Origin of the sequence: Aminobacter sp. UC22_36 (assembly GCF_044056035.1) — a bacterium.
Lineage (GTDB): Bacteria > Pseudomonadota > Alphaproteobacteria > Rhizobiales > Rhizobiaceae > Aminobacter.
In genome coordinates this window covers 4,421,863-4,438,843 of the sequence record NZ_CP171996.1, presented here as the reverse complement: position 1 = coordinate 4,438,843, position 16,981 = coordinate 4,421,863, and the positions used below count along the sequence as shown (strand labels likewise).

General features: G+C 62.0%; 14 protein-coding genes. 4 read left to right on the top strand and 10 right to left on the bottom strand.

Annotated features, from left to right (window positions below):
• Positions 1 to 26: 26 nt before the first annotated feature.
• Positions 27 to 962, top strand: coding sequence for a sugar kinase (locus tag ACHMW7_RS25150; protein WP_395448136.1), 936 nt, complete (start codon positions 27 to 29; stop codon positions 960 to 962).
• A gap of 39 nt (positions 963 to 1,001) precedes the next feature.
• On the opposite strand, the gene ACHMW7_RS25145 is transcribed toward ACHMW7_RS25150, so the two are convergent.
• Positions 1,002 to 1,598, bottom strand: a complete 597-nt coding sequence (locus ACHMW7_RS25145) for a hypothetical protein (RefSeq protein ID WP_395448135.1) — start codon at positions 1,596 to 1,598, stop codon at positions 1,002 to 1,004.
• Between the two features lie 338 nt (positions 1,599 to 1,936).
• On the opposite strand from ACHMW7_RS25145, the gene ACHMW7_RS25140 reads away from it, so the two are divergent.
• Together ACHMW7_RS25140 and ACHMW7_RS25135 are read left to right on the top strand one after the other, a co-directional pair.
• Positions 1,937 to 2,620, top strand: coding sequence for a helix-turn-helix domain-containing protein (locus ACHMW7_RS25140; protein WP_395451435.1), 684 nt, complete (start codon positions 1,937 to 1,939; stop codon positions 2,618 to 2,620).
• A gap of 72 nt (positions 2,621 to 2,692) precedes the next feature.
• Positions 2,693 to 3,448: a nucleotidyltransferase domain-containing protein gene (locus ACHMW7_RS25135; protein WP_395448134.1), complete on the top strand. Its 756-nt coding sequence runs from the start codon at positions 2,693 to 2,695 to the stop codon at positions 3,446 to 3,448.
• A 60-nt stretch (positions 3,449 to 3,508) separates the two neighbouring features.
• Here ACHMW7_RS25135 and ACHMW7_RS25130 read toward each other — a convergent pair whose 3' ends face one another.
• The 8 genes from ACHMW7_RS25130 to ACHMW7_RS25095 all read right to left on the bottom strand — a co-directional run bounded on the left by ACHMW7_RS25130 (position 3,509) and on the right by ACHMW7_RS25095 (position 14,017).
• Positions 3,509 to 4,549 (bottom strand): heme-dependent oxidative N-demethylase family protein, encoded by a 1,041-nt coding sequence (locus tag ACHMW7_RS25130; RefSeq protein WP_395448133.1) that lies wholly within the window; start codon positions 4,547 to 4,549, stop codon positions 3,509 to 3,511.
• Between the two features lie 42 nt (positions 4,550 to 4,591).
• Entirely contained in the window at positions 4,592 to 5,557 is a 966-nt protein-coding gene (locus ACHMW7_RS25125) for a PDR/VanB family oxidoreductase (protein ID WP_395448132.1), read from the bottom strand.
• Positions 5,554 to 6,147, bottom strand: a complete 594-nt coding sequence (locus ACHMW7_RS25120; protein WP_395448131.1) for a dimethylamine monooxygenase subunit DmmA family protein — start codon at positions 6,145 to 6,147, stop codon at positions 5,554 to 5,556. The genes ACHMW7_RS25125 and ACHMW7_RS25120 overlap by 4 nt, the downstream gene beginning before the upstream one ends.
• 19 nt (positions 6,148 to 6,166) lie before the next feature.
• Positions 6,167 to 7,300: an aminomethyltransferase family protein gene (locus ACHMW7_RS25115; protein ID WP_395448130.1), complete on the bottom strand. Its 1,134-nt coding sequence runs from the start codon at positions 7,298 to 7,300 to the stop codon at positions 6,167 to 6,169.
• 296 nt (positions 7,301 to 7,596) lie between these two features.
• A complete protein-coding gene (locus tag ACHMW7_RS25110) occupies positions 7,597 to 9,276 on the bottom strand; it encodes a formate--tetrahydrofolate ligase (RefSeq protein WP_395448129.1) in 1,680 nt (559 codons plus the stop codon).
• A gap of 53 nt (positions 9,277 to 9,329) precedes the next feature.
• Positions 9,330 to 10,223, bottom strand: a complete 894-nt coding sequence (folD, locus tag ACHMW7_RS25105) for a bifunctional methylenetetrahydrofolate dehydrogenase/methenyltetrahydrofolate cyclohydrolase FolD (protein ID WP_395448128.1) — start codon at positions 10,221 to 10,223, stop codon at positions 9,330 to 9,332.
• A 301-nt stretch (positions 10,224 to 10,524) separates the two neighbouring features.
• The gene (locus tag ACHMW7_RS25100) at positions 10,525 to 12,228 is read right to left on the bottom strand and encodes an APC family permease (protein WP_395448127.1); all 1,704 of its coding nucleotides are present in this window, start codon (positions 12,226 to 12,228) and stop codon (positions 10,525 to 10,527) included.
• Between the two features lie 79 nt (positions 12,229 to 12,307).
• Entirely contained in the window at positions 12,308 to 14,017 is a 1,710-nt protein-coding gene (locus tag ACHMW7_RS25095; RefSeq protein ID WP_395448126.1) for an APC family permease, read from the bottom strand.
• A gap of 488 nt (positions 14,018 to 14,505) precedes the next feature.
• Between ACHMW7_RS25095 and ACHMW7_RS25090 the strand changes: the two genes are divergently transcribed.
• Entirely contained in the window at positions 14,506 to 15,159 is a 654-nt protein-coding gene (locus ACHMW7_RS25090; protein WP_395451434.1) for a LuxR C-terminal-related transcriptional regulator, read from the top strand.
• 381 nt (positions 15,160 to 15,540) lie between these two features.
• Here ACHMW7_RS25090 and ACHMW7_RS25085 read toward each other — a convergent pair whose 3' ends face one another.
• On the bottom strand, positions 15,541 to 16,902 hold the full coding sequence (locus tag ACHMW7_RS25085) for an NAD(P)-binding domain-containing protein (protein WP_395448125.1): 1,362 nt from the start codon (positions 16,900 to 16,902) through the stop codon (positions 15,541 to 15,543).
• Positions 16,903 to 16,981 lie beyond the last annotated feature (79 nt).

Sequence of the window (16,981 nt, the reverse complement as noted above, 5' to 3'; positions counted from 1 at the left end):
CAGAAATCAGGATTGGCCGTAGGGGCATGGCGGGACGCGTTCTAGCAATCGGCGAGTGCATGGTCGAACTCAGGCAGGCCGAGGGCGGGCTGCTCAAGCAGGGTTTTGCCGGCGACAGCTTCAATACGGCCTATTACGTCAGGGCCTTCCTGCCCGAGGCAAGGCCGGTCGACTATTTCACCGCTGTCGGCACAGACACGATCTCGGAAGAGATGCTGGCCTTCATTGAAGGCACAGGCGTCGGTACCGGCTTCATCCGCCGCGTGCCGGGCCGCAGCCCCGGCCTCTACATGATCCATCTCAAGGAAGGCGAGCGCAGCTTTTCCTACTGGCGCTCGGCTTCGGCGGCGCGGCTTTTGGCCGACGATAGCGATGCCCTGCGCGGGGCCATCGACGCCTCGGAGGTGATCTTCTTTTCCGGCATCACGCTGGCGATCCTCGCACCCGAGGCGGTCGCAACGCTCCTGGGCGAACTCGGCCGTGCCAAGGCAGCCGGAAAGCTCGTGGCCTTCGATCCCAACATCCGGCCGCGATTGTGGGACGATGCCGAGACCATGCGTCGGACGATCACATCAGGTGCTGCAGCCTCATCCCTGGTCATGCCGAGTTTCGAGGACGAGGCAACGCATTTTGGCGATGCCTCGGTCGAGGCGACGATCGCGCGTTATCGTGCCGCGGGCGCAAGCAAGCTGGTCGTCAAGAACGGCGCGGAAGGCATTACGCTGAGCTTCGATGGCGAGCAGTCCTTCGTTGCCGCAGCCACGGCAACGAAGGTGCTGGACACAACTGGCGCCGGCGACGGCTTCAACGGCGCCTTCCTCGCCAACTACCTGCAGACCGGCGACCACCACGCGGCGGCGGGCTTCGCCGCCGACGTTGCGGCCGCTGTCATCGGCCATCATGGCGCGCTGGTGGGGCGGGCAGAGATCGAGGCACCGATTGCGACCGCGCAGTCAGGCTGAATGCGGCGGCGCTACAGGTCGCCTTGACGGCGCCAGTCCTCAATGATGCACCATCTTGGTCGGCTCCTCCAGCAGGCTGAACGGGTAGCCGTCGCATTTTACATCGGGATTTGTCGGGCTGAACATCCCGTTCGGATTGTCCTTGAACAGCCAGGCGTGCAGGTCGTAGTGGACGAACTCCTTGGGGATCAAGGGTTCGTGGCCTTCCATCGGGCCCTGGAAAGGCTGGCCTAGCACTGTTGGCCGCTCCTTTGCCGCGTCCAGCGGAACAAGCCACTCGACCGCGACAAGGTGAAGTTTTCCGTCAGCGTCAGGTTCGTAGATAAGTACATTGGGCTTGCTGGGGTCGGGCGGCCCCTTCACGGTGAGATTGACGAAGTGGACGCCCATCGCGCCTTTTGGATACTCCATCCGTCCTTCGATCTTTTCGCCGCTGTAGTGGACGCAGCCCACCGTCGAAAGATAGAGGTCGCGGATAGCTACGTATGGATCCTGGTACTTTTCCAAGGCCTGGCGCGCGGCGTCGAGTTCCGCCTTGCTGGGCTCCTCAGCCCTGGCGGTATTGATGGTTGGGCCGGCACTCCAGACGAGAGCCAGGGCGACAATGGCGCCACTGGCGAAACTGGCAGACCTCATGGCAGTTCCTCCGCTGATGCATCTTGCAACATTCGATTGCACGAGCCGGGAGTCTCGCGCGCTCCGGTGCCGCTGTAAATCAATCGAATGGGGGGAGGGGCCTAATCAAATCAGCGAGCCGGGTCTGGTCAGCTGATCGTGCCTCGCAACGGTGACAAGGCTTTGCTGCGGAATGGTTTTTCGCTGCAGCCTGCCGTTTCGGTATGCATTTTGCCTACAGTTTGATCGGCAGGCTCTTGAATCTTTTGTAAAGAAATTTTACCATGGGTGAACTGGTGGATTTGTGAGTTTTTGCAACGAGGGATAGCTGCGTGAAAGAAGACCGTTTGTCAGCCGTTTTGACTGCCGACGGCAAGAGGGCTTCAGCCGCAATAGCGGCGAAAGCGCAGCCATCGCCGCTCCACCAGGACCCGCACGCGGTCCGCGACACGCCCGAAAAAGTGCTGGAAGTGGCGCTCGGCCACGAGGTCCGCGCCTTCCGCAAGAAGCTCGGCATCACTGTCGCCGACCTCGCGGCGATGACCAACATTTCGCTCGGCATGCTGTCCAAGATCGAAAACGGCATCACCTCGCCGTCGCTGACCACGCTGCAGTCATTGTCGCGCGCGCTCGGCGTGCCGCTGACGGCGTTTTTCCGGCGCTTCGAGGAGGAGCGCAACGCGGTCTTCGTCAAGTCCGGTGAAGGTGTCGACGTCGAACGCCGCGGCACCCGCGCCGGCCACCAATACAACCTGCTTGGCCATATCGGCTCAAACACCGCCGGTGTCGTGGTCGAGCCCTATCTGATCACGCTGTCGGAAGATTCCGACGTGTTTCCGATGTTCCAGCATGAGGGCATGGAGTTCCTCTACATGCTGGAGGGCGAGGTCGTTTACCGCCACGGCAGCAACCTCTATCGCATGACACCGGGCGACAGCCTGTTCTTCGACGCCGATGCCCCGCACGGCCCGGAAGAGCTGACGCGGCTGCCGATCCGCTACCTCTCCATCATCTCCTATCCGCAAGGGTCGAGTGGCGACTGAGCTGCCGGCCTTGATCCACCTCTGCGCATGACGTCTATTCCTTGAGATTCGATTTTCGAACAAGGAGAGGTTGTGCAACCTGCGGCAGAAGGCGTATTGGAAATCGCCAGGGAGATCGTGAGGCAGCGATATTCCGGGGCCGCCTGCGCGTTTGTGGCGGGGTCGATCATGCGCGGGCAAGGCACGACGTCATCGGATGTCGATTTGGTCGTTGTCTTCGATCGCTTGGACGCCGCATGGCGGGAGCCATTCGTTCAAGGGGGCTTCCCTGTCGAAGCCTTTGTCCATGACCCTTCGACACTGGCATGGTTCATGGACGAGGATGCGCGCAACGGCCACCCCGTTCTGGCTCATATGGTGGCCGAGGGACAGCAGGTCGGAGACGATGAAGGGCTGGCACAAGCCCTCAAGCAAGACGCGGCCGAGCGTATGCTGAGGGGACCGGGTTCGCTGGCCGATGCGCGAAGCAAAGAGCTTCGCTACATCATAACGGATCTCATGGAGGACTTGCGCGGCGATCGCACCGCGGCCGAAATCCGTGCGATCTCGGCCAGCCTTTATCAGCCGCTTGCCGATCTCACGTTGCTGGGTCGAGGCGTATGGTCAGGAAAGGGCAAGTGGGTCCCACGTCTGCTGCACAAGCAAGATAGTGAACTTGCGGTGCAATTCGACGAAGCATTCCGCGCGGCGGCTAACGGGCAAGGCAGCATCCTGCGGGCCTTTACCGAAAGCGAGCTATCGCGGAATGGCGGGGCTTTCTTTGCCGGCGACCGAAGGCAGGCGCCTGTGTCGGCAAGGCGGACGAAGGAAAGTGACTTGCCTACATAAGCATATAGCGCCGCGTATCCAGGGACACGCGGCGCTATGGTACTCCAATTCCTTCAGGTCCTAATCCGGGCTGAAGCCGGGCGAGGTTGGTGCGCCGTCGTCATATTTCGACAGCCACTCGACGGTGGTCTGGCGATAGCGGGTCAGGCCCTTGTATTCGGCGAGTTCGACCGGCAGATCGCGCAGCACGCGGTGGAAGCGGCGCGCCCATTTCGGCACGGTCACCAGTTCGTCCATCTTGAGCAGGTAGCAGCGGATCGGGAAGACCAGCGCGTTGGAGCGCGGCAGCCGCCAGAAGCTCTGCAGCTCGACGCGCAGATGTACCTTCTGGCCGACATTCTCCGGCGTCACTGTCAGCCGGTCGCCGCCCCATTTGTGGAAGTTTTCCGGGCTGGTATCGAGGCGCGGGTTGATCGTCATGGTCCAGTTGAGGCGCCGCGCCGGCTTGCCCTGCTGGATGTTGGTCAGGAATTTCAGGGCACGGGTGAAGATGCCCTTTTCATGCGCCAGCGGCACCGGTGCATGCCATTCGAAGAAGTTCATGCCGATGTCGAAATCGAGCGACCAGTCGGCCTGGGTGGTGATCATGCCGGCATCCATCCACAGATTGCCGTCGCGCTGGTCGAGGATGCAGTAGTCGCCCTGGCTCTGCCGGGTGATGTATTCCATCGGCCCGTAGGGCAGGGTCGAGACGTCGCCGAAGGTAAAGGTGTCGTCGATGCCAAGCGGGCGATTGATCCAGCGCCAGCGGTCGCCATCGCGCGTCAGCGTGAAGTGCTCGGGATAGCTTTCCGCCATCTCGGTCATCAGCAGTTCGAGCAGGTCCCAGCCGGCCAGCGTCATGTGCGGCAGCGACTGGCAGCGCAGCGGATCTTCCGCCAGCACCATGGCGCGGTCCTGCATCTCGGAGACATAATGCTCGTCGACATCGATCAGGTGTTCGAACACGCTGCCTTCGGGGCCGGTCACATGCGGCTCGATGTTGACCGAGTACATGTAGGCGTCTTCGTGATAGGGGAAGGGAAACCGCCTGACCTGTTCCGGACTGTTCCTGAAGGTAAAATCGTCGCGGAACGTTTCTTTCCTGAAGTTAATTCCCATCAATTCCTCCCTCTTCCAGAGCGGTGCACGCCCCGGGATGTTCTACCGTTCCAGAACCAGCGAGCGGCCCTCGAAACGCGAGACGCATGGCATGATCTTCTTGCCTGAGCAGTGCTCCTCATCACTCAGCCAGTGGTCGTTGTGCTTGAACGTACCGTCATAGGAGATGACGTTGGTCTCGCACTGTCCGCAGACGCCGCCGCGGCACAGATAGGGCGGGTCGACGCCCGCCGCCTCGATCGCTTCGAGCAGGCTCTGCTGTTCGCCGACCCGGATTTCCAGGCCGCTGACCGCCAGCTTGACGTCGAACGGCGCCCCCGGTTGCGGGGCCGCAAAATGCTCGAAATGCACCGTCTCGTCCGGCCAGCCATGGGCTGCTGCCGTATCGCGCACCCAGCGGATCATGCCGGCGGGGCCGCAGACATAGATATGCGTGCCCAGTGGTTGCGTGGCGAGCAGCCGGTCGAGCGGGATGCGCTCGTTATGCTCGTCGTAATAGAGGTTGACCCGGTTGCCATAACGCTCGCGCAGCACCTCGGTGTAGCTGCCGAGTGCTTCGGAGCGGCAAGTGTAGTGCAGTTCGAAATTGCCGCCCGACGCCGCTAGCTGTGCTGTCTGGGCGAGGAACGGCGTGATGCCGATGCCGCCGGCGATCATCAGGTGCTTTTTGGCGCGCAGGTCGAGCGAAAACAGGTTCACCGGATAGCTGATGACCATGTCCATGCCGCGCTTGACGCGGTTGTGCATGAACAGCGAGCCGCCGCGGCCGACATCGTCGCGGCGTACCGAGATGGTGTAGTCGCGCGTGCTGATTGGCGAACTCATCAGCGAATAGGGGTTGAGCCTGGTTACGTCGCCGTCGCGCATTTCGACGACGACATGGGCGCCGCCGGAGAAGGTCGGCAGGTTGCCGCCGTCGCTGCGTTCGAAATGGAACCGCTTGACCAGTTCATTGACCGCGACCACTTCGGTCACGGTGACGTTCAGCTTGGTTGTTCCCGCGCTCACCGGAAAATCTCCTCTTTCTGAGGGACCTCGGTCGGATCCTCGGCATTGATGCAGACGCCCTGGAAGGCTGCCAGGCGCCTGGAGTAGTGATCGCGTACCAGCAGCAGCAGGCCGCAATGCGAGCAGGTCGCCGGCTGGGTGGTGACGTTCTCGGTGATGCCCTTGCAGTGGACGCACTGGATGCGGCGCGCCCACGAGCCGCGGTGCTCGGTCTGGATCGACGCATGGTCGATGCCGGCTTCGAGCGCTGCCTGCATCATCTGGCCGATCAGCCCTTCGGTGCCGGCGAGATACATGCGCAGGCCCATATGGGCGTTGGCAAGCGTCTGCCGCAGCCGCGGCAGTGCACTCGCGATCGAGGGACCCTCGTAATACTGGGCCGGCTTCAACGCCTTCAGCGACGCCTGAAAGCTGTCTCCGGTCCGGCCCGGTATGAACATGATGTGGGCGTTGGCGAAGAAGTCGTCAGGCGTCTTTTTCGCCAGGTCCAGGATCGCGGACGCCCCTTCGGCGTCCGCTACGAGAAGATGGCTCTTGCCGGCCTGCGGTGACAATGTTCCGTAGACCGGGCGACTGAGGATCGTCTTCACCGGTGCGCTGTCCAAGGTTTCAGCCCTTTGCAGTCCGCTTGAGCTTCTTCGGGTCGTCGAACGGCAGCGACTGTGCCGTTGCCTTGACCGTGCCGCTGGCGTTGCGGATCTCGAGCGGCGTGCCGACGATGGCGCAATCGACGTCGAGACGGGCGATGCCCATCGATTTCTTGACCAGCGGCGAATACATCGCACAGGTCACGACACCGACCTTCTTGCCGTCGCGGTAGATCTCGGCACCTTCGTCAGCTGCCTTGTCGCTGTCGAGCAGCACGCCGAATATCTTGAAGCGTTCCTTGCCCTTGAGGCGGTAGTGCTCTTCGGCGCCGCGGAAGCCGGTCTTGCCGGGGCTGACGGTGAAGTCGAGGCCGAGCTCCCACAACGTATCGCCAGGGCCTTCATTTGCGAACGGGTACTTCTGCGAGTTGTCGTACGGGTAGAACAGAAGGTAGCTCTCGACGCGCAGCATGTCGAGCGTGGTGAAGCGTGTCGGGATGATGCCCATCGACTTGCCTTCGGCAACGATGGTGTCCCAGATCTTGCCAGCGTCCTGGCCGCGGCAGAAGATTTCGTAGCCGCGCTCGCCGGTGTAGCCGGTGCGCGAGATCATCACCGGCAGGCCGAACAGCTGGGTCTGCATGTGGTGGAAGTAGTTGAGGTCGCGGATGCCAGGCACGTGCTTGGCGAGGTAGTCGACGGCGAGCGGGCCCTGCAGCGACAGATCGTGCAGATTGTCGTCGAAGCGGACCGAGACATCGCGGCCGATCGAGGCGCGGGTCAGTTCCTCATGGCCCGAGCCCGAGCCGTGCACGACCATCCAGGAGTTGGTCGAGATGCGGTAAATGACGCAGTCGTCGGTGAACTTGCCGGCGTCGTTGAGCATGCAGGCATAGACCGACTTGCCGGGGTAGATCTTCTCGACGTCGCGGGTGGTGCACAGGTCGATCAGGTGCGAGGCGTGTGCGCCGGTGATGTGGACCTTCTTGAGGCCCGAGACGTCCATCAGGCCGGCCTTGGTGCGGATCGCCAGGTACTCCTCGTCGGCGTCCTTGTCGTAAGACCAGGCCGTGCCCATGCCGCTCCAGTCTTCCAGTTTGGAACCCAGCGCGCGGTGGCGATCACCCAACGTCGAAAAACGCCATGAAGCTGTCATTTCCGGTACTCCTCCATATTGTTCTCCGCCCTCGGCCTTGCCTTGAGGCGGACATTGTTGAGGGCATTTGAACTCAAAATTGCCGCTAGGGCAATATCCAAGTGCAAGAAATTTTACTGCTAGGCAACTTTTTGCCTTTCGCCGAGACGTTCGGCACAGCCAGACCATGCCGCATGAGCGCGGCCCGGCAGGTGGCAAAAAAAAGCCTGGCACATGAGGTGCCAGGCCTTAAAGGGCGCTCCGGGCCTGGGGGACAGGAGGGGTGGATTGGAGCGCCTTGGGAGAGAACTTTCGCCTCAGAACAGTCCTTCGATCTGGCCCTGTTCGTTGAGGAAGATCTTTTCCGACGACGGTGCCTTGGGCAGGCCGGGCATGGTCATGATCTCACCGCAGATGGCGACGATGAAGCCGGCACCGGCGGCAAGCCTGACCTCGCGCACCGGCACGACATGGTCGACAGGGGCGCCACGCAGGTTGGGGTCGGTCGAGAACGAATACTGCGTCTTGGCCATGCATACCGGCAAATGGCCGTAGCCGGCGGCTTCCCACTGGTGCAACTGGTCGCGCACCGACTTGTCGGCGATCGCCTCCGAGCCGCGGTAGATGCGCTTGACGATGGTGTCGATCTTGTCGAACAGCTTCATCTCGTCGGGGTAAAGCGGCGAGAACTGCGAAGCACCACTCTCAGCGAGCTGCACCACCTTGTGGGCGAGCTCCTCGATGCCGGCCGAACCCTTGGCCCAGTGCTTGCACAGGATCGCCTCGGCACCCATCGAAGCGACATAGTCCTTCATCGCCGAGATCTCGGCGTCGGTATCGGAGACGAAGTGGTTCATCGCCACCACCACCGGCACGCCGAACTGCTTCACATTCTCGATGTGGCGGCCAAGATTGGCGCAGCCCTTCTTCACCGCATCGACATTTTCCTTGCCGAGCTCTTCCTTCTTGATGCCGCCATTCATCTTCATCGCGCGCACCGTCGCAACGATGACCGCAGCGGCAGGCTTGAGGCCAGCCTTGCGGCACTTGATGTCGAAGAACTTCTCGGCACCCAGGTCAGCGCCGAAGCCGGCTTCGGTGACGACATAGTCGGCAAGCTTGAGGGCGGTGGTGGTCGCGACCACCGAGTTGCAGCCATGGGCGATATTGGCGAACGGGCCGCCATGGACGAAGGCGGGGTTGTTTTCCAGCGTCTGCACCAGGTTCGGCTGGACCGCATCCTTGAGCAGCACCGCCATCGCGCCGTCGGCCTTGAGGTCACGGGCATAGACCGCCGTCTTGTCGCGGCGATAGGCAACGATGATGTCGCCCAGACGCTTTTCCAGGTCCTTCAGGTCGGTCGCCAGGCACAGGATCGCCATGACTTCGGACGCCACCGTGATGTCGAAGCCGGCCTCGCGCGGAAAGCCGTTGGCAACACCGCCGAGCGAGCAGTTGATCTCGCGCAGCGCCCGGTCGTTCATGTCCATCACCCGGCGCCAGACGACACGGCGGGTGTCGATGCCGAGCTCGTTGCCCCAGTAGATGTGGTTGTCGATCAGCGCCGACAGAAGGTTATGCGCGGTGGTGATGGCGTGGAAGTCGCCGGTGAAGTGGAGGTTCATGTCCTCCATCGGCACGACCTGGGCATAACCGCCACCGGCAGCACCGCCCTTGACGCCGAAGTTCGGCCCGAGCGAGGCTTCGCGGATACACACGATCGCCTTCTTGCCGATGCGGTTGAGGCCGTCACCCAGGCCCACCGTGGTCGTGGTCTTGCCTTCGCCGGCTGGCGTCGGGTTGATCGCGGTGACCAGGATCAGCTTGCCGTCCTTGTTCTTGCGCGCATTGGCGATGAACTCGGCCGAGATCTTCGCCTTGTCGTGGCCATAAGGCAGCAGATGCTCGCTCGGAATGCCGATCTTGGCACCGACCTCCTGGATCTGCTTCTTCTTCGCCGCACGCGCGATCTCGATGTCGGTCTTGAATTCGGCCATGACTCTCTTCCCTTGAGTTTGGTTCGATTTCCGCGGAGCCCTAGGCTCCCAGATTAAAAACGAGGTGCTGACTGGCCTGCCGCACGGCAGGCTGAGACGACCGTATTGGCCATCAGAAGTGCAATCGTCATCGGCCCGACGCCGCCGGGTACCGGCGTGATGGCGCCAGCCTGTTCGGCTGCACTGGCATAGTCGACGTCGCCGACAAGCCTGGACTTGCCGTTGGCGCCGCCGTCGAGGCGGTTGATGCCGACATCGATGACAGTGGCGCCAGGCTTGACCCAGTCGCCCTTGATCATTTCAGGACGCCCGACCGCTGCCACCAGGATGTCGGCGCTGCGGCACAAGGCCGGCAGGTCCTTGGTGCGGCTGTGGGCGATGGTGACAGTGGCGTTGGCATTGAGCAGTAGATTGGCCATCGGCTTGCCGACGATGTTGGAGCGCCCGACAACGACTGCATTAAGGCCCGACAGGTCGCGGCCAAGCGCACGCTCGATCAGAAGCATCGAGCCGGCGGGCGTGCAGGGCACGAAGGCGGTGTCGAGTTCGCCGGTACCGAGCTTGCCGACATTGGTGAAATGGAAGCCGTCGACATCCTTGTCGGCCGAGATCGTCTGGATGATCTTGCCGGCGTCGACATGGTCGGGCAGGGGCAACTGGACGAGGATGCCGTGGATCTTGGGATCGGCGTTGAGTTTCTGCACCAGCGCGACCAGATCAGCTTCAGAGGTGTCGGACGGCAGCGCATGTTCGATCGAATGAAAACCGCATTCCTTGGCCTTCTTGCCCTTGGAAGCGACATAGACCTGGCTTGCCGGGTCATGGCCGACGATGACCACCGCGATGCCCGGAACAACCCCGGTCTCGGCGATCAGCTTCTCGGCAGCGGTCCTGACCTTCGCTACCACATCGGCTGCGGCGACCTTGCCGTCGATTACCGTCGTCATGCTGTGCCATTCCTCCCAGGCGTGCGCGTGCGATCCCATGGCATAAGCCATTGGTTCTCAGCCCCGGATACATCATCCGGACAGCTTTTTGCGCTGAATTTTCCCGACTGAATCTATAGCAGCCGAATGGACCGAAAGTCAACCTTGATGCAAAAATCTTTCATGGAAAGAAATATTAGCCCGGCGCTTTTTTCCCCGGTGAATGGCCGGCGGCGGTGTCGGGGCATAAGCGCAAAAGGAAAGGCCGGCTTGCGCCGGCCTCGCCCAAAGGGATGATCCCCATAAGGATGGTCATTGCCTGTCAGATGACGAAGAACCAGTTGGCGAGGATCACTACGGCGACGCCGGCGATCAGCGTCAGATAGGGCAGGATGCCGGCCTTGCGGTTCTTGAGGTCTTCCTGGGTGATGCCGAGGTCGTCGAGCATGTGCACCGGGAACTTGCCGCCGTCCTGGATGTAGTGGCGGTAGCAGAACACCGGGATGATCAGGGCTGCGGCGATGAAACCGGCCCACAGCGCCCAGGGGTTCCAGACCTTGGCGCCGGCGCCCATGAACATGGCGTTGACGTAAGACAGCAGCGCGCCAACCGCGATCAGGATCGTCGGTGCCTTCCACGGCCGGTGGATGTGGCCGTTGTCGATGCGGTGGATCCAGCCGGAGTTGAGGTTGAGGAAGTTGAAGATGATGTAGCCGCAGTTCGACACCGACAGCACGAAGAAGAAACTGGTGGCATCCGCAGCGGCGATGGCGAGCAGGAAGACGTTGAAGATCAGGTCGGTCCACATGGCGCGGGTCGGCGCGCCGTGGCTGTTGACGTGGCTGAGATAGCGCGGCAGCCAACCGTCGACGGAACCCTGGTAAAGCGTACGCGAGGAGCCTGCCATTGCCGTCATGATCGACAGCAGCAGTGCCAAGATCATCAGCATCACCATGATCGAGGTGACGAAGCCGGCGCCGCCGACCATCCTGGCCATTGCTTCTGCGACGCCAGAACCGTCAACGATCGGCGTGGCCAGCATGCCGTTGAGGCCAAGTACGCCCTGGAAGGTGAAGGGCACCAGCGTGTAGAGCGCCAGGCAGAGCAGGCCGGAATAGAAGATCGCCCGCACGGTATCGCGGCCGGGGTTCTTGAACTCCGAGGTGTAGCAGATCGCCGTCTCGAAGGCGTAGGCCGACCAGGCGGCGATGAACATGCCACCAAAGACCAGTGTCCAGCCGGCGACGTTCCATGCGCCCGGCTCGGGCGAATAGGCGGCGGCCAGCGGCACCAGCGGCGAATAATTGTCCCAGTTGATTTGGCCGGTAATGATCGGAACGATGCCGACGATCAGCATCGGTACGATCACCACCAGGCCGATGTATTTCTGGACGTTGGCAGTGCCGAGGATGCCGCGGTGCTGGATGGCGAAGGTCACCAGCATCAGGATCACGCCGATGAAGAACACCGAGTTGAGCGAGAAGCTGACCGGGCCGAGCGTGCCGTGATAAAGCGTCCAGCTGCGGATCGCGGGCGTCGCCGCCGTGGTCAGCGCGGCAACGGCGTCGGCAGCACTCGTCCCGACATTGGCCGCCATGTATTGCAGCACCTCGGGCGAGGCTTCGGTGAAGCCGGGGATCGGCGCCAGCGCGTTGAGGATATAGGCCGCGGCGATCGAGCAGCCGAGCGACAGCACCGGCGTCCAGGCGAGCCAGTTGCACCACACCGACAGTGGCGCGATGAACTTGGAATAGCGCAGCCAGGCGGTGGCGCCATAGACCGAAGCGCCGCCCGACTTGGACGGAAACAGGCCGGCGATCTCGGCATAGGTGAAGGACTGGATCAGGCCGAGGATGATCGAGGCGGTCCAGATCAGGAAGGCTGGGGTACCCGTGGTGCCGGCGATGCCGCCGATCGAGAACAGAACAAGCGCCGGCACGCCGCTGGCCACCCAGAAGGCGCCGCGCCAGTCGATCGTTCGTTGAAGCTGGCCGTCGCCGGCCTCGTCAGTCGTCAGTGCACTCATCGGTCATTCCCCAGACTTGTCGAAAAAAAATCCCGCGCTGTCACTGGACGGCGCGGGATCGGTTGTCGGGTTCAGCGTGTCAGAGCACGAAGAACCAGTTGGAAATCAGCACCACTGCGAGACCGGCTATGAGCGTCAGGTAGGGCAGGATGCCGGCCTTCTTCACTTTCAGGTCGCTCTGCTGCATGCCGAGGTCCTCGAGCATGTGCTCGGGGAACTTGCCGCCGTCCTGGACGTAATGGCGGTAGCAGAACACCGGGATGATCAAGGCTGCGGTGAACAGGCCGGCCCACAGGGCCATCGGGTTCCAGACCTTGGCGCCGGCGCCCATGAAGATGGCGTTGACGTAGGCGAACAGCGCGCCAACCGTGATCAGCCAGGTCGGAGCGCGCCACGGCCGCTTGATGTGACCGTTGTCCATGCGGTGGATCCAGCCGGAGTTCAGGTTGAGGAAGTTGAAGATGATGTAGCCGCAGTTCGACACGGCGAGGATGAAGAAGAAGCTCGTCGCGTCTGCCGAGGCGATGGCCAGGACAAAAAGATTGGCGACGAGGTCGGTCCACATCGCCCGGGTCGGGGCGCCATGGCCGTTGACGTGGCTGAGATAGCGCGGCAGCCAGCCGTCGACCGAGCCCTGGTACAGCGTGCGCGACGAGCCGGCCATTGCCGTCATGATGGCGAGCAAAAGGGCGAGGATCATCAGCATGACCAGCAGGCTCTTCACCAGCCCGCCGCCGCCGACCATGCTGGCAAGCGCATCGGCGACACCGGAACCATCGACGATCGGGGTTGCCAGCATGCCGTTTAGGCCCAGAACACCCTGGAAGGTGAAGGGAACGATCATGAACAGCAACATGCACAGCAGGCCGGAATAGAAGATGGCCTTGAAGGTATCGGTTGCCGGGTTCTTGAACTCGCGGGTGTAGCAGACCGCGGTTTCAAAGCCGTAGGTCGACCACGCGGCGATGAACATGCCACCGAGAACCAGCGTCCAGCCGCCGACGTTCCACGCGCCGGGCTCAGGCGCATAGGCAGCGGCCAGCGGCACGAAGGGCGAGTAGTTGTCCCAGTTGATCTGGCCGGTCAGGATCGGCACGACGCCCACGATGAGCAGCGGTACGATGACCAGCAGGCCGACGGCCTTCTGCACGGCGGCGGTACCAAGAATGCCACGATGCTGGATGGCGAAGGTGATCAGCATCAAGACAGCGCCGATCCAGAAGGTGGCGTTGAGCGAGAAGCCAACCGGACCCAGAGAATGGCTGTACAGCGTCCAGGTGCGGATGCCGGGGGTCGCGGCGGCGGTGACCGCAGCGACGGCGTCGGCGGCAGTCGTGCCGACATTGGCCGCGAGATACTGCAGCACTTCAGGCGAGGTTTCGGTGAAGCCCGGGATCGGCGCCAGCGCGTTGAGGATGTAGGCGGCGGCAATCGAACAGCCGAGCGACAGCACCGGCGACCAGGCGAACCAGTTGCACCACACCGACAGCGGCGCGACGAACTTGGAATAGCGCAGCCAGGCGGTGGCGCCATAGACCGAGGCGCCGCCCGACTTGTTCGGGAACAGGCCGGCAATCTCGGCATAGGTAAAGGACTGGATGAACCCCATCAGCATGGAGAAGATCCAGATCGCGAAGGCAATGTTGCCGGCGGTGCCGGCAATGCCGCCGATAGAGAACAAGACAAGAGGCGGCACGCCGCTGGCAACCCAGAAGGCGCCTCGCCAGTCGATTGTCCTGTGTAGTTGGCCGGCGGTATCCGCCGGACTGATGTCCGTAACAGCGCTCATGGTTCAGTTCCCCATTGATTGAGAATGCCCGTCGTCCCAGTCCGGCTTTTCCGGTTTTCATGGCACGGCGGCAGTTTCCGCTAAGGCTTCTTTTTTTCCTCAAAGTGAAGTTTGTCCGAATTCGATGCGCCGTCAAGCTATTTTGTCGCAGCGTCAGCCCAAACGTCATCAGGATCGTTCCGGTTGGAATATCGGCCAATTCGCCAGTCTCTCTCTGGACAGTTGCAACCTACCCGGACGGGTGGGAAGGGCGGGTTTTGTGCTGTTTGCCGGCTTGGCCGTCAGTTCGGCAGCAAAAATGCCGCATCCACTGGAATGAAAAAATCATTCATGATATGAATTGCGTTCAAGAGGTCGATCTCGGTCGAGACCGGAGGAGGATCGGCCCATTGCAGGAGACGTCGGCAAGAGGTGCGTGCACGAACATAGGCGGGAGGAATATGAACGCCGAATGGAAGGGTCAGCGCCATGGCATCGGGATTGAGGTGATGCCGGTGGCGAAAGAAAACGGGTTCAGGGTCCTGATCGCCGAGCGCAATCCGCTGGTGGTCGCAGCCCTTGGCGACATGTTGACGCGGGACAGCCGCTTCGAGCTGGCCGAAAGCGTGCAGACCGGCAAGGCCTTCCTGGAGGCGGCCTCGGCGACAGATCCTCTCTTCGACATTGCGGTGCTGGGCTGGCGACTGCAGGACATGGATTCCGGCGAGGTGCTGGCCGAAATGCAGCGGCGCTCGCTTCATGCCCGTGTGGTGATCTTCTCCAACGACCACGACATCTCGATCCTCAAGCAATGCGTGCGTCTTGGCGTGCAGGGATTCTGCTACCAGTTCGACGACCCGGCAATTCTGTTCGACACGCTTGTCGCAGTCGCCCACGGCCGGATCTGCATTCCCTACATGGATGTGTCCAAGATCAACGACACGCCGCTGTCACGGCTGACGACACGCGAGCGCGAGCTTCTGTCGGTGCTGGCCGATGGCTGGACCAACCTGCAGATTGCGGCGCGTACCGGGATTTCCGAGAACACCGTCAAGTACCACCTCAAGAATCTCTACGACAAGCTCGACGTCCGTAACCGGGCGATGGCGGTGGCGCTTTATGCCAGCGAAAAGAACCGCGGCCCGAGCTTGAGTTCGCAATAGCGTTCGGCCAACTGGGCTCAGCCCCTTCGAGGGCGAGCCCATCCGCGTTCGCGTCACGTCAGACCACCGCAGCGCCTCGCACGCCTCTTCGTCGCCAATCGCTCGGGATACTCCCGCACAGGAATAGGGTTCCTCTCCGCCCTGAAAATGGCAGCGAGGCGGCTTGAGTTTGTCGAACAGGCAGAGCGAGGCGGCGACGGGATTTGTCCCGATGACCTACCCTGGCGGTGCTCGCTTTGAAAGATGAAACCGGGCAGCCGGACACACTCCCGCGCAACCTCATCGTCACGCTGCCGCCGTGATGGCACGCAAAAGCGATGCCGCCCCGGCCGGGGCGGCGTTTCATGTCAGGAAAGTCGCGCGGCCCAGATGGGCCGGCCTTCACTCCGCCGCTTCGGCGGTGCTGAGGTAGGATTCGAGCGAGTCGTCGAGTGCGTCCTTCCACGGCGTGTGATGGGCCGGCGCCATGGTGCCGGTGATGACCGATTTGTAGGAGTGATTGCGGAACTCCATGATGCCTTTCTTCTTGTGTTCCTTCCACTCGAAGAAGGCCTCGTTGGCGCCGTCGACGTCAAAGCTCGGATAGTCGGTTTCGGCAATCAGCTCCTTGACGTATTCGCCCTGGTATTCGATCGCGTCATGGGAGTCCTTGCCGGCATCCTCGCGAACAACGCGGTCCTCGACGTCGGCGATCATCGCCTGCTTGGTCGCTGGCACCTTGATGCGGTCGAGGATGACGTCACGCGTCCACCATGCCTGCGCGTCGAACATGTTGAAGGTGAACCACTGGTCCTGCATGCCGAGATAGAACAGCGCCGGATTGTGGACATAGGCAACGCCCTTGTAGAGGTCGGCTGTCGCCAGCCGGTTGGCGGTCCTGAGCCGCAGGTCGTCAGGCAGGAACGGGAAGTGGTGCTTGTAGCCGGTGCACAGGATGATCGCGTCGATGCGCTTGGTCGAGCCATCCTTGAAGGTCGCGGTGTTGATCTCGACCTTTTCCAGCAGCGGCCGCTCTTCCCAGTTGTCGGGCCATTTGAAGCCCATCGGCGCGGTGCGGTAGCAGTTGGTGATCGACTTGGCGCCGTATTTCCAGCACTGCGAGCCGATGTCCTCGGCCGAATAGCTGGTGCCGACGATCAGGATGTCCTTGCCAGTGAACTCGCGGGCATCGCGGAAGTCGTGGGCGTGCAGGATGCGGCCATTGAAGCGGTCGAAGCCGGGGAACTCGGGCACATTCGGGGTCGAGAAGTGGCCCGATGCGACGATGACGTTGTCGAATTCCTCGGAGTAGCAGTGATCCTTGGGCAGGTCCTGGACGGTGACGGTGAACTTCTTGGTCTGTTCGTTCCAGGTCACCATGCGCACGACCGTCTCGAAGCGGATCCACTTGCGCACGCCGGCCTTGTTGACGCGGCCCTCGATGTAGTCGAACAGCACTGCGCGCGGCGGATAGGAGGCGATCTGCTTGCCGAAATGCTCCTCGAAGGAATAGTCGGCGAACTCCAGGCCCTCCTTGGGGCCGTTCGACCAGAGATAGCGGTACATCGAACCATGTACCGGCTCGCCATATTGGTCGAGTCCGGTGCGCCAGGTGTAGTTCCACAGGCCACCCCAATTGGCCTGCTTCTCGAAGCAGACAACTTCCGGGATGTCCGCGCCCTTCGCCGCGGCCGATTGGAATGCCCTCAACTGCGCCAGACCCGACGGTCCGGCACCGATCACGGCGACACGCTTGGCTGTCATGGTTTCCTCCTTTTGGTATAGACCAAATTTCGTTATTGGTTCCTCTGGTTCAGTTATGTTGCCTGCCATTATACCAATT

Bases quoted from the DNA above. Each gene is read 5' to 3' on its own strand.
- ACHMW7_RS25130 (WP_395448133.1), bottom strand. From the start codon at position 4,549: ATGGGAATTAACTTCAGGAAAGAAACGTTCCGCGACGATTTTACCTTC.
- ACHMW7_RS25115 (WP_395448130.1), bottom strand. From the start codon at position 7,300: ATGACAGCTTCATGGCGTTTTTCGACGTTGGGTGATCGCCACCGCGCG.
- ACHMW7_RS25150 (WP_395448136.1), top strand. From the start codon at position 27: ATGGCGGGACGCGTTCTAGCAATCGGCGAGTGCATGGTCGAACTCAGG.
- ACHMW7_RS25090 (WP_395451434.1), top strand. From the start codon at position 14,506: ATGCCGGTGGCGAAAGAAAACGGGTTCAGGGTCCTGATCGCCGAGCGC.
- ACHMW7_RS25085 (WP_395448125.1), bottom strand. From the start codon at position 16,902: ATGACAGCCAAGCGTGTCGCCGTGATCGGTGCCGGACCGTCGGGTCTG.
- ACHMW7_RS25095 (WP_395448126.1), bottom strand. From the start codon at position 14,017: ATGAGCGCTGTTACGGACATCAGTCCGGCGGATACCGCCGGCCAACTA.
- ACHMW7_RS25110 (WP_395448129.1), bottom strand. From the start codon at position 9,276: ATGGCCGAATTCAAGACCGACATCGAGATCGCGCGTGCGGCGAAGAAG.
- ACHMW7_RS25100 (WP_395448127.1), bottom strand. From the start codon at position 12,228: ATGAGTGCACTGACGACTGACGAGGCCGGCGACGGCCAGCTTCAACGA.
- folD (WP_395448128.1), bottom strand. From the start codon at position 10,223: ATGACGACGGTAATCGACGGCAAGGTCGCCGCAGCCGATGTGGTAGCG.
- ACHMW7_RS25145 (WP_395448135.1), bottom strand. From the start codon at position 1,598: ATGAGGTCTGCCAGTTTCGCCAGTGGCGCCATTGTCGCCCTGGCTCTC.